This window comes from Micromonospora sp. NRRL B-16802 (genome assembly GCF_001279555.1).
Taxonomy (GTDB): Bacteria; Actinomycetota; Actinomycetes; order Mycobacteriales; family Micromonosporaceae; genus Micromonospora; species Micromonospora profundi.
Window position 1 is genome coordinate 411,846 of the sequence record NZ_LGEB01000053.1, and the last position, 19,794, is coordinate 431,639.

19 protein-coding genes are annotated in these 19,794 nt (G+C 71.8%); 7 read left to right on the forward strand and 12 right to left on the reverse strand.

Annotation, left to right across the window (positions count from 1 at the left end):
• Positions 1-75 precede the first annotated feature (75 nt).
• Positions 76-1,242, forward strand: a complete 1,167-nt coding sequence (locus ADK66_RS12235; RefSeq protein ID WP_053655048.1) for a homogentisate 1,2-dioxygenase — start codon at positions 76-78, stop codon at positions 1,240-1,242.
• On the opposite strand, the gene ADK66_RS12240 is transcribed toward ADK66_RS12235, so the two are convergent.
• The 4 genes from ADK66_RS12240 to ADK66_RS12255 are packed head-to-tail and all read right to left on the reverse strand — an operon-like array spanning position 1,243 to position 4,016.
• Positions 1,243-2,271, reverse strand: coding sequence for a tetratricopeptide repeat protein (locus ADK66_RS12240; RefSeq protein ID WP_053654709.1), 1,029 nt, complete (start codon positions 2,269-2,271; stop codon positions 1,243-1,245).
• A gap of 10 nt (positions 2,272-2,281) precedes the next feature.
• The gene (ispF, locus tag ADK66_RS12245) at positions 2,282-2,767 is read right to left on the reverse strand and encodes a 2-C-methyl-D-erythritol 2,4-cyclodiphosphate synthase (RefSeq protein WP_053655050.1); all 486 of its coding nucleotides are present in this window, start codon (positions 2,765-2,767) and stop codon (positions 2,282-2,284) included.
• 13 nt (positions 2,768-2,780) lie between these two features.
• Complete coding sequence (gene ispD, locus ADK66_RS12250; protein ID WP_053654711.1) at positions 2,781-3,476, reverse strand: 2-C-methyl-D-erythritol 4-phosphate cytidylyltransferase; 696 nt, start codon at positions 3,474-3,476, stop codon at positions 2,781-2,783.
• A 54-nt stretch (positions 3,477-3,530) separates the two neighbouring features.
• On the reverse strand, positions 3,531-4,016 hold the full coding sequence (locus ADK66_RS12255) for a CarD family transcriptional regulator (protein ID WP_007073334.1): 486 nt from the start codon (positions 4,014-4,016) through the stop codon (positions 3,531-3,533).
• 328 nt (positions 4,017-4,344) lie between these two features.
• On the opposite strand from ADK66_RS12255, the gene ADK66_RS12260 reads away from it, so the two are divergent.
• Complete coding sequence (locus ADK66_RS12260; RefSeq protein ID WP_053654714.1) at positions 4,345-5,037, forward strand: hypothetical protein; 693 nt, start codon at positions 4,345-4,347, stop codon at positions 5,035-5,037.
• A 12-nt stretch (positions 5,038-5,049) separates the two neighbouring features.
• Here the strand turns inward: ADK66_RS12260 and ADK66_RS12265 are convergent, their stop codons facing one another.
• The 4 genes from ADK66_RS12265 to ADK66_RS12280 all read right to left on the reverse strand — a co-directional run bounded on the left by ADK66_RS12265 (position 5,050) and on the right by ADK66_RS12280 (position 8,849).
• Entirely contained in the window at positions 5,050-5,691 is a 642-nt protein-coding gene (locus ADK66_RS12265; protein WP_157552410.1) for a hypothetical protein, read from the reverse strand.
• A 32-nt stretch (positions 5,692-5,723) separates the two neighbouring features.
• Positions 5,724-6,782: a type III polyketide synthase gene (locus ADK66_RS12270; RefSeq protein ID WP_053654718.1), complete on the reverse strand. Its 1,059-nt coding sequence runs from the start codon at positions 6,780-6,782 to the stop codon at positions 5,724-5,726.
• Between the two features lie 85 nt (positions 6,783-6,867).
• Positions 6,868-8,034, reverse strand: coding sequence for an acyl-CoA dehydrogenase family protein (locus tag ADK66_RS12275; protein WP_053654719.1), 1,167 nt, complete (start codon positions 8,032-8,034; stop codon positions 6,868-6,870).
• Positions 8,035-8,075: 41 nt separating this feature from the next.
• The gene (locus ADK66_RS12280) at positions 8,076-8,849 is read right to left on the reverse strand and encodes a bifunctional 2-polyprenyl-6-hydroxyphenol methylase/3-demethylubiquinol 3-O-methyltransferase UbiG (RefSeq protein WP_053654721.1); all 774 of its coding nucleotides are present in this window, start codon (positions 8,847-8,849) and stop codon (positions 8,076-8,078) included.
• Between the two features lie 46 nt (positions 8,850-8,895).
• Between ADK66_RS12280 and ADK66_RS12285 the strand changes: the two genes are divergently transcribed.
• From ADK66_RS12285 to disA, 4 genes are all read left to right on the forward strand, one after another.
• Entirely contained in the window at positions 8,896-9,735 is an 840-nt protein-coding gene (locus ADK66_RS12285; protein WP_157552412.1) for a UbiA family prenyltransferase, read from the forward strand.
• A gap of 138 nt (positions 9,736-9,873) precedes the next feature.
• Positions 9,874-10,632: a hypothetical protein gene (locus ADK66_RS12290; protein ID WP_053654725.1), complete on the forward strand. Its 759-nt coding sequence runs from the start codon at positions 9,874-9,876 to the stop codon at positions 10,630-10,632.
• Between the two features lie 84 nt (positions 10,633-10,716).
• Positions 10,717-12,174, forward strand: coding sequence for a DNA repair protein RadA (gene radA / locus ADK66_RS12295; protein ID WP_053654727.1), 1,458 nt, complete (start codon positions 10,717-10,719; stop codon positions 12,172-12,174).
• 132 nt (positions 12,175-12,306) lie between these two features.
• Positions 12,307-13,488: a DNA integrity scanning diadenylate cyclase DisA gene (disA, locus tag ADK66_RS12300; RefSeq protein ID WP_053655052.1), complete on the forward strand. Its 1,182-nt coding sequence runs from the start codon at positions 12,307-12,309 to the stop codon at positions 13,486-13,488.
• Between the two features lie 6 nt (positions 13,489-13,494).
• On the opposite strand, the gene ADK66_RS12305 is transcribed toward disA, so the two are convergent.
• From ADK66_RS12305 to ADK66_RS12315, 3 genes are all read right to left on the reverse strand, one after another.
• Positions 13,495-14,220: a hypothetical protein gene (locus ADK66_RS12305; RefSeq protein ID WP_053655054.1), complete on the reverse strand. Its 726-nt coding sequence runs from the start codon at positions 14,218-14,220 to the stop codon at positions 13,495-13,497.
• Positions 14,221-14,338: 118 nt separating this feature from the next.
• Positions 14,339-14,935, reverse strand: coding sequence for a peptide deformylase (locus ADK66_RS12310; protein WP_053654730.1), 597 nt, complete (start codon positions 14,933-14,935; stop codon positions 14,339-14,341).
• Positions 14,932-15,444, reverse strand: a complete 513-nt coding sequence (locus tag ADK66_RS12315; RefSeq protein ID WP_053654731.1) for a glycine cleavage system protein R — start codon at positions 15,442-15,444, stop codon at positions 14,932-14,934. The genes ADK66_RS12310 and ADK66_RS12315 overlap by 4 nt, the downstream gene beginning before the upstream one ends.
• Positions 15,445-15,540: 96 nt before the next feature.
• Between ADK66_RS12315 and ADK66_RS12320 the strand changes: the two genes are divergently transcribed.
• Complete coding sequence (locus ADK66_RS12320; protein ID WP_053654733.1) at positions 15,541-16,452, forward strand: A/G-specific adenine glycosylase; 912 nt, start codon at positions 15,541-15,543, stop codon at positions 16,450-16,452.
• A gap of 296 nt (positions 16,453-16,748) precedes the next feature.
• Here ADK66_RS12320 and ADK66_RS12325 read toward each other — a convergent pair whose 3' ends face one another.
• On the reverse strand, positions 16,749-19,280 hold the full coding sequence (locus ADK66_RS12325; protein ID WP_053654735.1) for an ATP-dependent Clp protease ATP-binding subunit: 2,532 nt from the start codon (positions 19,278-19,280) through the stop codon (positions 16,749-16,751).
• Between the last annotated feature and the right edge of the window lie 514 nt (positions 19,281-19,794).

The following is a 19,794-nucleotide window of genomic DNA, read 5'->3' on the forward strand; positions in this document are numbered from 1 at the left end:
GCTACAAGGAACGGACAACAGCGTCCGATTATCGGACGCCTTCGGCCGATGGACGGGGCATATCGGGAGGCGAAGATGCCGTACTACCGCAGCGTCGGCGAAGTGCCGCGTAAGCGCCACACCCAGTTCCGCCAGCCCGACGGCAGCCTCTACGCCGAGGAGCTGATGGGTCAGGAGGGCTTCTCCTCCGACTCGTCCCTGCTCTACCACCGGTACGCGCCCACAGCGATCCTGGCCGCCGACGAGTTCACCCCGCCCGCATTCACCCGGGCGCCCAACCTGCCACTCAAGCCCCGCCACCTGCGCACCCACAAGCTCGACGCCGGCAGCACCGACCCGGTCCTCGGCCGGCAGTACCTGCTCGCCAACGACGACGTCCGCATCGGGTACGTCCTCGCCGACCGCCCGTCGCCGCTGTTCCGCGATGCCACAGGCGACCACTGCCTCTACGTCGAGGCGGGCACGCTGCGGGTCGAGTCCCCGTTCGGGGTGCTGGAGGCGGTGGCCGGCGACTACGTAGTCATCCCCACGTCGACCATCCACCGGCTGGTGCCCACCGGCGAGCAGCCCGTTCGACTGCTCGCCGTCGAGGCGTCCGGTCACATCGGCCCGCCCAAGCGCTACCTCTCCGTACGCGGGCAGTTCCTGGAGCACTCGCCGTACTGCGAGCGTGACGTCCGCGGTCCGGACACGCCGTTGCTCGTCGACGGCGAGGAGGTCGAGGTGCTTGTCCGCCACCGGCGCGGTTGGACCCGCTACGTCTACGCCAACCACCCCTTCGACGTGGTCGGCTGGGACGGGCACCTCTACCCGTGGGCGTTCTCCATCCACGACTTCGAGCCGATCACCGGGCGCATCCATCAGCCGCCACCGGTGCACCAGACCTTCCAGGGCCCCAACTTCGTCATCTGCTCGTTCGTGCCCCGCAAGGTCGACTACCACCCCGACTCGATCCCGGTGCCCTACAACCACCACAACGTCGACTCCGACGAGATGCTCTTCTACACCGGTGGCAACTACGAGGCGCGGCGCGGCTCCGGCATCGAGCAGGGCTCGATCTCGCTGCACCCGTCCGGGTTCACCCACGGCCCCCAGCCGGGTGCGGCCGAGCGGTCCATCGGCGCGGACTACTTCGACGAGTTGGCCGTCATGGTCGACACGTTCCGCCCGCTGGACCTCTGCGATGCGGCCCGCAACTGCGAGGACGACGGCTACGCCTGGACCTGGGCGCGTCGCGGCTAGTCACCGGATCGCGGTGCGGGTGAACACTGCGAACTCGGCGATCGTGGTGACGGCGATGGCCAGCACCAGCGGCCACGGCGAGCCGACCATCGCGTACACCAGCAGCAGCACCGGCGCGGCGGCCACCGCGTAGACCGCCAGGGCGAGCGTCCGGTCCGAATGCAGCAGGGTGGGCAGGATGGTCCGGGTCAGACCCGGCAGTCGCGCCGCGAGCTGCCAGACCACGACGCCGCCGGTGAGCGCGGCGAGGACCGCGACGATGCGCGACAACCCGCCGTTCGCGGCGGCCGCAAACGCCACCACCACCGCCGCGATGAGCGACCAGCCGGCACCGTAGAGCACCAGCCGGTGCAGGCCCTGGGCGACGGTGCGGCCCGAATCCATCCGGCTGGGACCGACCGGAACCGCCTCGGCGACCTGCTCCAACGCCTGCGACCAGCGGCGCTGCTCCAACCGGAGGACTCCGACGTCCTGGCGGACGTCGGCGAGACGCGGGTCCAGCCGCAGCGCCTCCCCGTAGGCGCGCTCGGCCAGGTCGAACAACCCCAGCCGGGCAGCCACCAGGCTGAGCACCAGATGCGCCTGCGGCTCCTGGGGCGCCAACTCGACCCCCCGCCAGGCCGCGTTCAGCGCCGGCTGGCCGTTGCGTGCGTCGGCCAGGATCGCCGCCGCGCTGCGCTGGGCGTACGCGTCGGCCGGGCCGAGCGCCAACAGCCGGTCGGCTGCCGCTGCCGACTCGGCGTAGCGCTCCAGGTCGGCAAGCGCCATGGCCCGGACCACCAACGGTGGCAGCGCCTCCGGGGCGGCAGCCACGGCAGCGTCGGCGGCGGTGAGCGCGTCCGCAGGACGACCGGCGGCCAGGTGCACCCGGGCCAGCATTGTGAGCGCCTCCGGATCGGCCGGCTTCAGGGCAAGCCCATAGGTCAGCTCGGTGGCGGCCTCGTCGTGGCGGCCGAGTTCGGCGAGAAGCTGGGCCCGATCGAGGTAACCGTCGGAGGCGGATCGGTCGGAGGCGGGGTCGCTGGACATCGCGGCGAGCCTAGGCGGCTGGCGCGTCGTACACCAGGGCCACCGCGATGCCGGTCAGCCCTTCTTCACGGCCGGTGAAACCGAGCCCGTCGGTGGTCGCGGCCGAGAGGGTGACGGGGGCGCCGACAGCGGCGGAGAGCACCTGCTCGGCCTCCTCCCGACGCCGACCGATCTTGGGCCGGTTGCCGATGACCTGCACGGACACGTTGCCGATCTCAAGGCCGGTGGCGCGCACCCGGCGGGCGGTCTCCGTCAGCAGCGCAACGCCGGACGCGCCGGCCCATTCGGGCTCGCCCACCCCGAAGGCGGAGCCGAGATCACCGAGACCTGCGGCGGAGAGCAGGGCGTTGCAGGCGGCGTGCGCGGCGACGTCCGCGTCCGAGTGCCCGGCGAGACCGTCCTGGTCGGGCCAGAGCAGACCCGCCACCCAGCAGGGCCGGCCGGGCTCGAACGCATGTACATCAGTCCCGATGGCAACCCGAGGAACGATCATGATCCGAGGGTACGCGTCAACCGCCGGCGGCAAGCAGATGCTCCGCGAGCGCAAGGTCGAACGGGCGGGTGATCTTCAGGGCGTACTCCGAGCCGGGCACGCAGCTCACAGCGACGCCCTGCTTCTCGACGAGCCCCGCATCGTCGGTGAGCGCGTCGCCGCCCACGGCGTGCGCGGCGGCCAGCACGGCCCGGCGGAAGCCCTGCGGGGTCTGCACCGCACGGAGGGCGGACCGGTCGACGGTGCCGAGCACCACCTCGCCGGCGCCGACCTCCTTGATCGTGTCGACGACCGGCAGGACGGGGATCACAGCGTCCCGACCGCCGCGGACGGCCGCCGCGACGGACTCGACAAGCTCCGGTGGGGTCAACGCGCGGGCGGCGTCGTGCACAAGGACGATCGTCGGACCGTCGGGCACCGCCGCCAGCGCGGCTGCCACCGACGCCTGCCGCTCGGCGCCGCCGGGCACCACGATCACCGGTGCCACCGGGGCCAACAGGCCACGGACGGCCGCCACCTCGGCGGGCGGCGCGGCCACCACGATCGTGTGCACCGACGCGGCGGCGGCCAGCCGACGCACGGCGTGCACCAGCAGCGGCTCGCCAGCGAGCAGGCGCAGCGCCTTGGGTCGGCCGGGGCCGAGCCGTACGCCAGCGCCTGCCGCAGGCACGAGGACCGCGACGTCACCGCGCGGATTGAGCTGCGCGGTCACGTCGCGGTCCTCGGTGGTTTCTTCGCTACGAAGTGGGTACGACGATGCTGTTGACTAGGCCTCGGTGAGCACCTTGTCGAGCAGCGTCTCCGCCTCGTCCTTGGTGCTCTTCTCCGCCAGCGCGACCTCGCCGACGAGAATGTCGCGGGCCTTGGCGAGCATCCGCTTCTCGCCCGCGGAAAGGCCCCGCTCCCGCTCCCGGCGCCACAGGTCGCGCACGACCTCGGCGACCTTCAGCGGGTTTCCGGAGGCCAGCTTTTCCAGGTTGGCCTTGTAACGCCGCGACCAGTTGGTCGGCTCCTCGGTGTGCGGAGCCCGGAGAACGTCGAAGACCTTACCGAGGCCCTCTTCGCCAACCACCTCGCGGACACCCACGATCTCGGCGTTCTCGGCCGGCACCCGGACCGTCAGGTCACCCTGCGCGACCCTCAGGACGAGATATTGCTTAGGCTCGCCCTTGATGACCCGAGTCTCGATTGCCTCGATGAGTGCGGCCCCGTGGTGGGGGTAGACAACGGTCTCGCCGACACTGAAAACCATAGGTTCGAAACCCCTTTCGCTGTGTCTAGGGTAACACGCTCAGGCAACGATGTCTCACCGATGTCCTGACCGTTGGCGCAGCTCAGGGGCCCTGTGAGAGGTCTTTCTTCAGCTTGACAGGCAGTCAAGCTGATGGTTCGAACACTCTCCGTAACCGTGGGATAACCTCCCGGTACGGGTGAACGGAACGCTGAGATCAAGGGCTATGCGCTCCTCCCATGGTATCCCGCCCGGCGGGACTCCGCCCAGATGTAGCGGGAGGTGCCCCCGGTGCGGGACCCTTGAGTACGAGCCACACTCCGCTCTCGAGACGCTTCCAGGGGGTCCGATGGGCAAGCCGGATGCAGAGGGCCACGGGTCGTCCGACGGGCTGCCCGACCTGCCACCCGAGTGGGGCCGCATCGTGGTACCCGACGACGCGTCGGCACTCGCCGGCGAGGCAGCCCAGATCCGCCGCGAGTTGCGCCGGGCCGCCGGCCAGCACGCCGGGCAGCCAGCCTTCGCCCTCCCACTACTGGTGCTGTTCGTGGCGGTGCTCACCACGCTTGCCGGCCTCCTGGCCGTGACCTGGCCGCGCGCCACCCGGGGCACCGCCGACCGACCAGCCCCGAGCCCGTACGTGCCACCCGCGACCGTCACCGGGCAGGCGTTGCCCGCGCTTGATCTCGTCGACGCCGCCCAGGCACCCGTGGCGCTGCGCGGCCTGCTCCCTGCCATGATCATTCTGGTGGACGGCTGCCCCTGCCCCGAACGGGTGGCCCAGGCTGCGGCTGCCGCCCCCGACGGGGTCGCCGTGATCACCGTGGCCGGGCGTTCGGTCACTGCCACACCACCGGCCGGCGGATCAGTCCGGACGTTGGCCGACCCCGCTGGCGGGCTGCGCTCGTTCCTGGGTCAGCCGGTGCGCCCCGGCGCGCTCACCGCGTTACTCGTCGACCGCACGGGCGTGGTGACCCAGGTGCTGCCCGACCTCGGGCCGGCCGAGACGTACCGGGATGAGCTGGCCGCCCTCGCCCCGTGACCTGAACCTCGCTCAGGGCACCGTGACGAGTTGCGCTTGGACGTCAACGGGCTGCCCGGCCGTCGACACCAGCGACACCCGGATCCGCCCGCCGTCGGGAAGCACCACGGCAGTGGCGATCGTGCCGTCGCAGTCGATGCGGGGCGAGCCGGCCAGCCGGGCGCCGGTGACCTTCACGGCCAGGGAACCGAGCCTGGTGCAGCGGACCTGGAGCAGGTGGCGGGCGCCATTGTCGGCGGACTGCCGGATCACGGCCTCCCCCGGGGTGAGTTCCCGCCGTTCCCGCCAGACCGTCTCCTTGAAGAGCGGCAGGTCACCCGTGCCGAAGCCGTCGCCCGGCGGGCCATCGATGTCAATGATCATGCCGGTCGCCGGGTCGATCACCACCCTCGACCTGGTCTGCGCCTCGCTGACCTCGCCCGTCTCGGGATCGATCCGCACCCGCACCGGCCCGTCGGCCATCCCGGAGGCCACGACACGTTCCATGACGGTGCTGACGGACGGCTCCGCGCTCGGCTCGCCTGTCGGGCGAGCCGGACCGGCCGTTGGCTCCGGAGCGGTGGCCCGCCACCACCAGCCACCGACCACCAGGGCGGCCACGGCCACCCCGGCCAGCACCGCCGACCCCAGCCGATCGTCTGCCCCCGCATCCATGCGGGTGAGCGTACCGGCCGGGTCGTGGGCGGTCAGCCCTGTCGGTCGAGCAGGGCGGCGTACAGGGTGAGGCCGGGACCGAACGCCAGCATGACGACACGCCTCGCCGGAGGCGTCGCGCGCGCCAGCCGGTCCAGGATCAGCAGCACCGTCGGCGAGGAGCAGTTGCCGTGCTCGTCGAGCGTCGCCCGGGACGCCGCCAGCGCCTCCGGCGGCAGGGCCAGCTCCCGCTCGACCACGTTGAGGATCCGCGGACCGCCAGGGTGCACGGCCCAACCATCCACGTCGGAGATGGTGCCGCCGTGCCGGGCCAGCAGGTCGGCCACCAGAGTGCGTACGTGCCGGGAGAGCACCTGCGGCACCTTCGGCGACAGCCCCATCCGAAAGCCCGCGTCGGTGACGTCCCAGGTCATGTGGTCGGCCGTCGAGGTGTCGGTGACCGAGGCGACCTCGCGTAACGCGTACCCCGGACCACCCGGCACCACCACGGCGGCCACTGCGGCGTCCGAGAAGAGCGCGTGCGAGACGATCTGCTGGGTGTCCACCCGGGCGCTGGACGGCTGGATGTGCAGGCTGGTCAGCTCCGCGCAGAGCAGCAGCGCCGGGCGGCCCCGTGCGGTGACGAAGTCACTCGCCGCGCCCAGGCCCGGCAGCGCCGCGTAGCAGCCCATGTGGCCCACGAACATCCGCTGGGTGTCCGGCGCCATGCCGAGGTCCCGGGCGAGCAGGATGTCCAGGCCCGGAGTGGCGTACCCGGTGCAGGAGCAGACGATGAACATGCCCACGTCGCCAGCGCCCATCCCGGCGGCCGTCAACGCCCGCCCGACCGCCTCCTTGCCCAGCGGCAGCGCCTCCACCTGGTAGCGACGCATCCGGCGCTCGGTCGGCCAGTCCGAGACGTCCTCCAGCAGGGGGTTGACCGCGGCCTGGCGCCGGGTCACACCCGAGTTCGCGAAGATCCGCTGGGCCAACGACCGGGTGGTGCCGGAGAAGTGCCGGGAGAAGAAGCCCTCCCACAACTCGGCCTGCGATGCGGACGGCGGGTGCGCCGTCCCGAGCCCCGCGATCACTGGTACGGGCACGATCCCCACCTCTCCTCAGACGCTGTCCTCCCCCTTGCCGTCCCACCGGCCCCCTCGGCCGGCCCATCCCCCGCGCCGAACCCGCACAGCCGGCTCACCAACGTGGCGCCGATCCGTCACGGTCCGGGTCGCCGCCCAACGCGGCGATGCCCAACCAGTCGGCGCAGACGTCCGACGTGGCCGGGTGCAGCGAGCCGCAGCGGGCGTCCCGGTAGAGCCGCTCCAACGGATGGCCGCGCCGTGTCGCCGAGGTGCCTGCCGCCTCCAGCATCGACGCGGCCACCTCGGCAGCCGTGGTGCCCGCCAGCAGCTTCGCCCGCCACACCCAGCGGTTGGTCTCCGCGTCGCCCGGCGCGTCGTCCACCCGGCGGGCCGCCTCGGCCACCACCAACTCGGCCGCCGCCGTCGCCGCGTCCGCCCGGCCCAGCCGCGCGCGTACCGCCGGCAGGCCGGCCAGGTTGCGGGCGTTGAGGTGCTCGGCAGCCGCGTCGATCGCCGCGCGGGCCACCCCCACGTAGACGGCGGCGTAGCTGGCCACCAGCCAGTGCGGCATCAACTGGGCGACCACCAGGGCCAACCCCTCCACCCCGCCCAGCAACCGGTCGGCCGGCACCGCGACGTCCAGGTGCAGGTCGTGCGAGGAGGTGGCGCGCATGCCGAGCGCGTCCCAGGTCGGCTCGACGGTCAGACCATCGCCGGCCGGTACCAGGAACTGCGAGACCACCGACTGGTCGGCAGAGCTGCGCGCGGCCACCAGATAGCCGTCGGCGTGCCCGGCGCCGGAGCAGAAGGTCTTGCTGCCCTTGAGGTGCCAACCGTCGTCGGTCGCCTCGTAGACGGTGCTCAGCTGGGACAGCCGGGCCCCAGCGCCACGCTCGCTCATCGCCACCGCGTACCAGGAGCCCTGCGCCGCGGCCTTGAGCAGCCGGTCCCGGGCGGCCAACGCCTCGTCGGGCACACCGAGCGCCTCGGCCAACTCCTCCGTCACCGCTCCAAGCGCGCCGGTCACCGAGGCGTGCATGTTGAACACCAGGGCGGTCGCGCCGTTGCCCCGGGCAAGCTCCGTGGCCACTGCCGCGTACTCGGCGAAGGTGGCACCCATGCCGCCGAGCGCGGGCGGCACCATCAAGCCGAACAGGCCGGCCTCCCGCAGGTCACGGAAGTCCTCGACCGGAAAGGAGCCGTCCCGGTCGTGCTCCGCCGCCCGCGCGGCGAACCGCGGCGCCAACCGGCGGGCCGCCTCAAGCGCGTGCACCGTCATATCGCCCCCTCCTGGCGTCCATTACCCCCGCCACGACCCGACTATCCGTTACGGACACCCCAGCCCTGGTACAACACGGCCGTCGACCGGATCGGCACGATGCGCGGGGCACGGCCGCCAGGCGCCACACCTCCCGTTCGGGTAGCCCGGACGCGGCGCCACAACCAGGCGACCAGGCCCCCGACCTGCGGCCGGACGCCCTGCACGCGCAACTGAACGCCGTACCGGGCGCACTCGGCGACCAGCTCGCGAGCGTCCACGAACAACCGTGGATCGTGGATGCCGCGCGGAACGGTCGGCAGCCGCTCGCCGATCCGTACCGCGACCAGCCGGGCCAGCGCCGTGTCGTTGAGGGTGTCCAGCACCAGCAGGCCACCCGGCCGCAACAGCCGACATGCCTCGGCCACCACCTGTCGCCAGGCCGGCACATGCTCCAGCAGCTCACCCGCCGAGACCACGTCGGCACAGCCGTCGGGGAGCGGCACCGCGGTGGCGTCGCCCTGCACCACCCGTACGCCGTGCTCGGCGGCCTGCACCAGCGCCGAGCGGGTCAGGTCGACACCGATGTGCCGGTAGCCCTTGCCGGCCAGGTGCGGGGCGAGCAGGCCGGCGCCGCAGCCCAGGTCGACGAGGACCGCGTCCGGACGGTCCGCCGGTGGCACCAGCGTCGCGCGAGCCTCGGCCAACCAGTGCAGCATCGCAAACGCGCCATCCGGCCGCCACCACTCGTCGACCAGGTCGTCGTACTGGCGCGGATCGTTGGGCGGCAGCACCCGGGAGCCGGTGGACGCCGCGGCCGCAGCCACGTCTCGCATGGGACCGAGCGTGGCACGACTGCTCGGTAACGACCAGACTTCCCTTATGTCGTCGAGGGTGTTAGGGCTGGTCAGAGCGAGCCATCCGGAGCCGGCCGCCGCGGTGACCACGGTGGCCGGTCTGCTCGCCTGGGGAGTTGGTCACCGGCCAGCCGGAATCGTCTCGGTGGTGCTCGCCGTACTCGCCAGCCAGCTCGCCGTCGGCTGGACCAACGACGCGCTGGACGCCGAGCGGGACGCCACTGTGGGACGTACCGACAAGCCTGTCGCCGCCGGCGCGGTCGGCCGGCGCGCCACGGCCTGGGCTGCGGCGGTGGCCGCGGTGGCCTGCCCGCTGCTGGCGCTGACCACGAACCCCACGGCGGCGTTCTGGCTCACTGTCGCGCTGGTCTCCGCGCTGCTCTACGACTGGCCGCTGAAGGCCACCGCCTTCTCCGTGGTGCCCTACGCCGTCTCCTTCGGCGCGCTGCCGGCCTTCGTGGTGCTGGGGCTGCCCGGCCAGCCCACCCCGCCGGCCTGGCTGCTGGTGGCGGCTGCGTGCCTGGGGGCCGGCGCGCACTTCGCCAACGTGCTGCCCGACCTGGCCGACGACGCCCGGACCGGGGTACGCGGCCTGCCGCACCGGCTCGGCGCGGCAGGCAGCCGGGCAGCAGCGGCGGGCCTCCTCCTCGCCGCGACCGCGGCGCTGGTGCTGGGGCCACCCGGGCCGCCGTCGCTGGTCGGCCTGGCGGCGATCGCCACGGCCGCCGTGGTGCCACCCCTGAGCTGGTACGCCGGGCGCTCGGCGGCCCGCGCCGGTCGGCGGCCGGTGTCCGCGTTCCGAGCGGTGATGCTCGTGGCCCTCATCGACGTGGTTCTCCTGGTGGCGAGCGGCCGGGTGGTGTGAGGGGCACCCCGGAAGGTGGCATTGCCGGGTCCGTGTGCGGGCTTCGATCAGCTCCAACTACCCTGGAGCGCGGTCTGCGCGGGTATGGCCACCGTGCCCGGCGTGCGGCCGGGTGGGATCGCAACGAGGAGGACCGACGTGACGCGCTCGATCAGGGGATCCCGGCGGGCGGCCCTGTTGCTGTCCGGTATTGCGGCTGCCAGCCTGCTGGTGTCCGGATGCGGCACCGGTCAGATCGCCGAGACGGCCGAGAAGGAACCGTCGGTCCAGGGCGTCAGCCTCACGACCGCCAACGGCGCGTACGCGGTTCGTGGCCTGCTTGTCGACTACCCGGGCACCGAGGGCTACCAGGCCGGCCAGGACGCCCTGCTCAACGCCGTGATCTACAACGACTCGAAGAGCACCGTGACGGTCACGATCACCACCGAGAGCGCACGCGAGGTGGTGATCTCGAGCGGCTCGGCGAGCGCCACGCCGTCGGCCGAGGCTTCGGCCTCCGCCAGCCCGTCGGCAACCGAATCCAGCACTGCCAGCCCGTCGGCCACCCCCTCCGCCACCGGGTCGGCCTCGGCCGCCCCGTCCACCCCTTCCGCCCCGGAGTCGGCGCGGGCGTCCGGTTCCGCCAGCCCCGCCGCGCCCGGTCAGCCGGCGCGGATCGAGCTGGCACCGCAGAGCTACCTCCAGCTCAACTCCGAGGCGACCAGCCAGCTCCGGCTGGTCGGCCTGAAGGAGGCGCTGCGCAGCGGGCAGAACGTCTTCGTGACGTTCGACTTCGGCAACGGCAACACGGTGACCGGCCCCGCCCCGATCGCTGTGCCGTTCACCGCCCCGCCGGTTCCCTCGCCGATCATCGAGCGCGAGGGTGGTTACGAAGAGGGCGGCACCTCCCACGAGTGACCCGGCTTGACATCGACGAACACCCCGGCGTGGGAACCACCACGCCGGGGTGTTTTCGTCGCACCGGGCGGCTAGCGTCCTGATGTGACCACCTCCCGATCGACCTCACCGCGCGGCGGCACGGCAGGTGCCGCTCGCGGTCGGTCCGCCGCCCGCGAGCCGCGCCCGGCGTACGAGTGCGACGCCTGCGGGCACCAGCCCCCCAAGTGGGTGGGACGCTGCCCGGAATGCGGCGAGTGGGGCTCGGTGGTCGAGTCCACGGTGACCGGCCCGACCGTCTCCGGCCGGGTGGTCAGCTCCCGGCTACCGGCCGAGCCGGCCCGGCCGATCGCGACAATCAGCGCCGCCCCTGCCCGCGCCCGGCCCACCGGCGTGAGCGAGCTCGACAGGGTGCTCGGCGGCGGCCTGGTCCCCGGCGCGGTGGTGCTGCTCGCCGGGGAGCCCGGCGTGGGCAAGTCGACCCTCCTGCTCGATGTGGCGCAGCAGTGGGCGGTCGGCTCCGGCAGCCCCTCGCTGGTGGTCAGCGGCGAAGAGTCGGTCAGTCAGGTGCGGCTGCGCGCCGAGCGGATGGGCACCCTGCACGACCAGCTCTACCTGGCGGCTGAGAGTGACCTGGCCTCGGTGCTCGGGCACCTCGACGCGGTCAAACCGGGCCTGCTGGTGCTCGACTCGGTGCAGACCATCTCCACCACCGGCACCGAGGGCGTGCCCGGTGGGGTGACGCAGGTCCGCGCTGTCACCGCCGCGCTGGTCTCGGTCGCCAAGGAGCGGGGCATCGCCACGGTGCTGGTCGGCCACGTCACCAAGGACGGCCAGGTCGCCGGGCCGCGGGTGCTGGAGCACCTTGTCGACGTGGTGCTGCACTTCGAGGGCGACAAGCACTCCTCGCTGCGGCTGGTGCGCGGCGTCAAGAACCGATTCGGTGCTGCCGACGAGGTCGGCTGCTTCGAGATGCACGAGGGCGGCATCAGCAGCCTTGCCGACCCTTCCGGCCTGTTCCTGACCCGCTACTCGGAGCCCGTCCCCGGCACCTGCGTCACAGTGGCCATGGAAGGGCGGCGGGCGCTTGTCACCGAGGTGCAGGCACTGATCGGCGCGACGGTGGCCGGCTCGCCCCGTCGTACGGTCTCCGGCCTCGACTCGGCCCGCCTGGCCATGGTGCTAGCGGTGCTGCAACGGCGCACCGAGCGGTTGACGCTGCACGACAGGGAGGTCTTCGCGGCCACCGTCGGCGGCATCCGGGTGGTGGAGCCGGCGGCCGACCTGGCCATCGCGTTGGCTGTGGCGTCCGGTGGGCTCAACCTGGCCATCGCGCCGCACCTCGTGGCGATCGGCGAGGTGGGCCTGACCGGCGAGGTGCGCCGGGTGGGGGCGGTGCCGCGTCGGCTGGCCGAGGCGGCACGGCTCGGGTTCAAGGTCGCCCTGGTGCCGCCGGGTTGCGGCCCGGCCAGCACCGGCGCCGGGCCCGAGCAGATGCGCGTGACCGAGGTCACTGACGTGCGCTCGGCGCTGCACCACGCGGCCCGCGCGTCCGCCGAGTGACAGACCGTGTCGGCGCGGACGGCTATACCGGACAGGGACGGCGCAAGCGGAAATGCGTGGAAGGGGCAGCATCGTGACACATCACAGTAACCACGACAGCACCCACCGCACGGCAGTCCGTAGACTGTGCCCGTGCCGATCGACCGCGATACCACCAAGCCTGCCGGGCCACCGCCCCAGGCCCGCACCGGCGCCATGGGCTCACCAGCCCGCCCGATCAGCGTGAGCGTGTCCGCCGCTGCCGGGGGCGCCGGGGATCCGCTGCGCGCCAACCTCGCTCTGATGGCACCCGGCACCGCGCTGCGGGACGGGCTGGAGCGCATCCTGCGCGGGCGTACGGGCGCGCTCATCGTGCTCGGTTACGACAAGGTCGTCGAGGGCCTCTGCACCGGCGGCTTCCCGCTTGACGTGGAGTTCTCCGCGACCCGGGTCCGCGAGCTGTGCAAGATGGACGGTGCCGTGGTGCTCTCCAGCGACGGCACACGCATCGTCCGGGCGGCCGTGCACCTGATGCCCGACCCGTCCATCCCCACCGAGGAGTCGGGCACCCGGCACCGCACCGCGGAGCGGGTCGCGCGGCAGACCGGCTACCCGGTCATCTCGGTAAGCCAGTCGATGCGGATCATCAGCCTCTACGTCAACGGTCAGCGGCACGTGCTCGACGACTCGGCGGCGATCCTGTCCCGGGCCAACCAGGCGCTTGCCACCCTGGAGCGCTACAAGCTTCGGCTGGACGAGGTCTCCGGCACCCTGTCCGCGCTCGAAATCGAGGACCTGGTCACCGTGCGGGACGCGGTGGCAGTGGTGCAGCGACTGGAGATGGTTCGCCGGATCGCCGACGAGATCGCCGGTTACGTGGTCGAGCTGGGCACCGACGGCCGCCTGCTCGCACTCCAGCTCGACGAGCTGATGGCAGGCGTGGACGCCGACCGGACGCTCGTCATCAGGGACTACCTGCCCGTCGGCCGCAAGTCCCGCACGCTGGACGAGGCGCTTGTCGAGTTGGATCTGCTCGGCGCCACCGAGCTTATCGATCTGGTGTCGGTCGCCAAGGCGATCGGCTATCCGGCCGCCTCGGACGCGCTGGACGCCGCCGTCAGCCCGCGTGGCTTCCGGTTGCTGGCCAAGGTGCCCCGCCTGCCGGTGGCCGTGGTCGACCGCCTGGTGCTGCACTTCGGCAGCCTCCAGCGGCTGCTGGGTGCCACCGTGGAGGACCTGCAGGCCGTCGAAGGCGTGGGCGACGCCCGCGCCCGGGGCGTCCGCGAAGGCCTGTCCCGGCTCGCCGAGGCGTCCATCCTGGAGCGGTACGTCTGATCCGGCTCAGCCGGTGATGGTGAGCTTCACAGGTGCGCTGAGCTTGGTGCCGACCCTGGCGAACACCTGGTACGTCCCGACCGGCGGGAATGGCCCGGCGGCCAGCCCGCTGCCGTCGCACCTGGTGGTGTCCCGCCCGTTCCAACCCACCTGGTAGGAACGCTCGAACCCGGGCGTGAAGGACTGCACGTCCGACCCCTGCGCCTTGCCGCAGGTGTCCGACGACCACACCTTCTCGGCACCGGACTTGATGAAGATCTCCTGAAGGTCGGCACCGACGTTGCGGCTGCACGTCCGGTCCGACGTGTTCTTGATCTTCAGCTGGAGATCGACGACCGTTCCGCGTTGCACCGAGGTCGACCGCACCACCGAGCTCACGCTGATCTCCGCGTCCGTGCAGGTGCCGTCGTCCGACGACCCGCCCGAGTTCGGTGGCGGGTTGTTGCTGGTGATCTCGGGGGTCGGCTGCGTGGCCTCCGGAGCGGCCGACCCGGACGCCGGCGGCACCCCCGTCTGCGGGGTCAGCACCGGACCGGCCGGCCCTGGACTCTCGGCCGACGGGCTCGCTGTCGACGTCGGGGTCGCCCCCGCCTCCGGTTGTCGACCGCCGGAGCGACCCGAGCCGGTGCAGGAATAGAGCAGGACAATCAGGAAGAGAAGCCCCGCTCCGAGTACGACGGCGCGACGCCGCCAGTACACGGCGGGTGGCAGGGGGCCGACCGTCAGACGCATGATGCCCCCCACCGTAGCCGCGCCGCGCCCACCAGCCCGACGCGACGCGCCGGAACGTCATCCCGACGACCCACGGACACTCCACTAGGGACTGACACCCCGGTCTCCGACGTCCCGCTCAGAGGTAGACCTTTCGCTGGTAGACGGCATGCGCACCAGCCACCCGGTCCAGGAAGAGCAGACCCGCGCAGTGGTCGATCTCGTGCTGCAACGCCCGCGCCTCGAAACCGTCCGTCACCAACCGCACCGCCGCGCCGCTGCCCGGCAGCTCACCCTCCACGACCAGTCGACTGGCCCGCTTCACGTCCCCGGTCAGGTCGGGCACCGACATGCACCCCTCCCGGCCCGCCTTCCACCGGGTCGCCTCGACGACCCGGGCGTTGCAGAGCACGAACGTGCCGTGCACGGTGACCGCCTTCGGATGCCCCGTCACATCGACAGCGAACACCCGGGCACCCACACCCACCTGCGGCGCCGCCAGGCCCACACAGCCCGGCGAGACCCGCATCGTGGCGACCAGGTCGGCGGCCAACCGGACGGTCTCCTCGGCCGTCGGATCGACTTCACCTCCGGCCTGGCTCAACACCGGGTGCGGCGCGGACACCACGGCCCGCACCTCACCCGGCACCGCCAACGACTCCGGTGTCCAACCACCAAGGCCGGCGTACGCCTCGTCGACGTCCGGGCCGGTGACCGGCCCCTGCTCGCCGCTCACAACAGGTCCGGGTCCGCCGGCCGGAGCGTGACCTCCACGCCCAACTCGACGGCCGTCCGTTGCAGCCGCTCGACAAGCGTGTCGGCGACACCAGCCGGCAGCTCGACCTCAGCCAGCACCACGTAGAGCGAACCCGCCAACCGGGTGCTGAGATCCGTGACGTTGCCACCGGCGTCCACAAGCACCCGGGTCATGGCCGCGACGATGCCCATCCGGTCCGACCCGTGCACCGCCATCACGTACGGCTCCCCCACCGGTGCGACCTCGGCGTCGGGCGTGACAGCGCGTACGGTCGCCAGCAGCTGGCCCTCGGCGGTCAGCGCCACCAACGCCGCCTCGACCTCGGCGGCGGCCGGCCCGGTGCAGATGAGGGTCATCGCGAAATGCCCCCGAAGCCGGGTCATCGTGCTGTCGGTGAGGTTCGCGCCCAGACGGGCCAGGACCTCGGCGACGTCGGCCACGATGCCAGGCCGGTCCCGGCCGATGACGGTGATCGCGAGCTCGTTCATCCGCGCATTCTGCCCGATCCGCCCGCCGCCTCGACGACACCCCGCCCAAGCCGCCCATCCAGCGGGAATACATCGCGTGACATCATCGACGGCGCCATGACTCAACCCGATTTCGCCGCTCTGGTCAGCCGATGGTTCCAGCAGCACGCCCGTGACCTGCCGTGGCGCCACGCCGACGTCACCCCGTGGGCCATCCTCGTCAGCGAGGTGATGCTCCAGCAGACCCCGGTGGTCCGTGTCGTGCCGGCCTGGCACGCCTGGCTGGCCCGCTGGCCGGAGCCCGCCGCGCTCGCTGCGGACACACCGGCCGAGGCCATCCGGATGTGGGGACGCCTCGGCTACCCCCGTCGGGCCGTACGGCTGCGGGAATGCGCGGTCGCGATCGTGGAGCGGCACGGCGGCCAGGTGCCGGACCGACTGGACCAACTGCTGGCGCTGCCCGGCGTGGGCACGTACACGGCGCGGGCCGTCGCCGCCTTCGCGTACGGCCAACGGCATCCGGTTGTCGACACCAACGTACGGCGGGTGGTCTGCCGGGCCGTTGCCGGCGAACCGGACGCCGGACCGGTCACCCGCCCGGCCGACCTGGTCGCCACCGAGGAGCTGCTGCCAGCGGAGCCTGCCGCGGCGGCCCTCGCCAGCGCCGCGTTCATGGAGCTGGGCGCGGTGATCTGCACCGCCCGGTCGCCGCGCTGCCCGGCCTGCCCTGTCGAGTCGATCTGCGCGTGGCGTGCCTCCGGGCAGGAGCAACCGGCCGGGCCAACCCGCCGCCCCCAGCGGTACGCGGGCACCGACAGGCAGGTACGCGGACTGCTGCTCGGGGTGCTCCGGGAGGCCACCGGGCCGGTACCGCACCAGCGCCTGGACCAGGTCTGGACCGACGACGTGCAGCGCGCCCGCGCCCTGGCCGGACTCGTGCAGGACGGACTTGTCGAACCGGTCGACGCGGACTCCTTCCGCCTCGTCGGCGACGGCCCACCCCTCCCGACCACCCCGATCGTCACCTGACCACCTCGCGCGCTCCTGACCCTGCACCTCGTACCTCTGACCGCCCCGCGCTGCCCCGCGCCTCGCGCCCCGCGCCGAAGTTCGTGCTCGATCCTGGGTGTGGTGGCCTCGATCTGCCCGAGTACCACTAGATCCAGGATGCTGCGCGATCTTGAGGACGCGACAGCCGGGCAGACGCGCGGGCGGCAGACCGGTGGTGGCGTCGGGGTTTGCGAGGTGTGGCTCCTGGGGGTACGGAAAAGGCGGGGCCCCGGTGGCTTTCGCCACCGGAGCCCCGCCCCTGGCTGCTGGTTCTACTACTCGTCCGCGCCTGCGGCGGCGGTGCCACCGAGGTCGGCCGGCACGGCGTCCGGAACCTCGACCGGCTTCTCCGCGCCCCGGAAGACGAGCTTGGACTTGTCGATGTCGTTCGGGTCGCCTTCGCAGTCGACCACCACGATCTGACCGGGGGTCAGCTCGTTGAACAGGATGCGCTCGGAGAGGTTGTCCTCGATGTCGCGCTGGATCGTGCGACGAAGCGGACGGGCACCGAGCACCGGGTCGAAGCCCTTCGCGGCCAGGTACTTCTTGGCGTTGTCGGTCAGCTCCAGACCCATGTCCTTGTTGTGCAGCTGGTTCTCGATCCGCCGGATCATGATGTCCACGATCGAGAGGATCTCGGTCTGACGCAGCTGGTGGAAGACGATGGTGTCGTCGATCCGGTTGAGGAACTCAGGCCGGAAGTGCTGCTTGAGCTCGTCGTTGACCTTCTGCTTCATCCGGTCGTAGGTCGACTCGGAGTCCTCCGACTGCTGGAAGCCCAGCGACACGGCCTTCGCCACGTCACGGGTGCCCAGGTTGGTGGTCAGGATGATGACCGTGTTCTTGAAGTCCACGATCCGACCCTGACCGTCGGTGAGCCGACCGTCTTCCAGGATCTGCAGGAGCGTGTTGAACACGTCCGGGTGGGCCTTCTCGATCTCGTCGAACAGGACCACCGAGAACGGCCGACGCCGCACCTTCTCGGTCAGCTGCCCGCCCTCGTCGTAGCCGACGTAGCCGGGAGGGGCACCCACCAGCCGAGAGACCGTGTACCGGTCGTGGAACTCGGACATGTCCAGCTGGATGAGGGCGTCCTCGCTGCCGAAGAGGAACTCGGCCAGCGCCTTGGACAGCTCGGTCTTACCGACACCGGACGGGCCGGCGAAGATGAACGAGCCCGACGGGCGCTTCGGGTCCTTCAGGCCGGCCCGGGTACGCCGGATCGCCTTCGAGACGGCCTTGACCGCGTCCTCCTGGCCGATGACGCGCTTGTGCAGCTCGTCCTCCATGCGCAGCAGGCGCGAGGTCTCCTCCTCGGTCAGCTTGTAGACCGGGATGCCGGTCCAGTTGCCGAGCACCTCGGCGATCTGCTCGTCGTCAACCTCGCTGACGACGTCCAGGTCACCGGCCTTCCACTCCTTCTCCCGCTGCGCCTTCTGACCGAGGAGCTGCTTCTCCTTGTCACGCAGCTGGGCGGCGCGCTCGAAGTCCTGCGCGTCGATCGCGGACTCCTTGTCGCGACGCACCTGGGCGATGCGCTCGTCGAAGTCACGCAGGTCTGGCGGCGCGGTCATCCGACGGATCCGCATCCGGGCGCCGGCCTCGTCGATCAGGTCGATCGCCTTGTCCGGAAGGAAGCGGTCGGAGATGTACCTATCGGCCAGGGTGGCGGCGGCCACGAGGGCGGCGTCGGTGATGCTGACGCGGTGGTGCGCCTCGTAGCGGTCGCGCAGGCCCTTGAGGATCTCGATGGTGTGCGCCAGCGACGGCTCACCCACCTGGATCGGCTGGAAACGACGCTCAAGCGCGGCGTCCTTCTCCAGGTGCTTGCGGTATTCGTCAAGCGTCGTGGCGCCGATGGTCTGCAGCTCACCACGGGCCAGCATCGGCTTGAGGATGCTCGCCGCGTCGATCGCGCCCTCGGCGGCACCCGCACCCACCAGGGTGTGGATCTCGTCGATGAACAGGATGATGTCGCCGCGCGTGCGGATCTCCTTGAGCACCTTCTTGAGGCGCTCCTCGAAGTCACCGCGGTAGCGGGAACCGGCGACCAGCGCACCGAGGTCGAGCGTGTAGAGCTGCTTGTCCTTCAGAGTCTCGGGCACCTCGCCCTTGATGATCTTCTGAGACAGGCCCTCCACCACGGCGGTCTTGCCGACGCCGGGCTCACCGATCAGGACCGGGTTGTTCTTGGTGCGGCGGGACAGCACCTGCATGACCCGCTCGATTTCCTTCTCGCGCCCGATAACCGGGTCGAGCTTGCCCTCCCGGGCGGCCTGGGTCAGGTTACGGCCGAACTGGTCCAGCACCAGGCTGGTCGACGGCGCGGCCTCACCCGGCGCGGCGCCAGCGGCAGCCGGCTCCTTGCCCTGGTAGCCCGACAGCAGCTGGATCACCTGCTGGCGGACCCGGTTGAGGTCGGCGCCGAGCTTCACCAGCACCTGGGCGGCGACGCCCTCGCCCTCACGGATCAGCCCGAGCAGGATGTGCTCAGTGCCGATGTAGTTGTGCCCCAGCTGAAGCGCCTCGCGCAGCGACAGCTCCAGCACCTTCTTGGCCCGCGGCGTGAACGGGATGTGCCCGCTCGGCGCCTGCTGGCCCTGGCCGATGATCTCCTCGACCTGCTGACGGACGCCCTCCAGGGAGATGCCGAGGCTCTCCAGGGCCTTGGCTGCCACGCCTTCACCTTCGTGGATCAGGCCCAGCAGGATGTGTTCCGTACCGATGTAGTTGTGGTTGAGCATCCGGGCCTCTTCTTGGGCCAGGACGACAACCCGTCGCGCTCGGTCGGTGAACCGCTCGAACATGCCCTCGTGCTCCTCACGTGCCGTGCGCCTTGATGGTCAAGATCTTGGCGGGGCCGGTGCGCGAACGTCCAGGACGGGCGTCCGTGCCTCCTTACTCTATCGTCGCTGACCGACTCAGCTGAGGTCGTGTGTCTCTGGTCTGGGTCAGTTCCACGTCGTTTTGCACAACCGTGCGCGCTCAGGAGGTGTTCCGGTACCCCTGTCGCTACGCGCAGAGCGAAATCCGACCGGCGCGACGGAAGCCTTCTCCCGGCCCTCGGAGGGTCTCCGGGGCCCGTGGAGGGCGGGCCGGCGCCGGCGACGAACGCCGCGCGCGGCCCTGCGGGGGGTCGTCCACAGGCTGTGGATATCTTCTCCACCGGCTGTGGACAACGCCGGCCCGGCCCGAAAGCTTCCCGCCCCCAGGGACATCGCGCTGCCCGACCGAGGGACACCGCCGCCCGCCCGCGGATACGGCGACGCCGGCCCGGAGAATCTCCGGCCCGGCGTCGGTGTCGCCCTGCGGCGGCCAGCG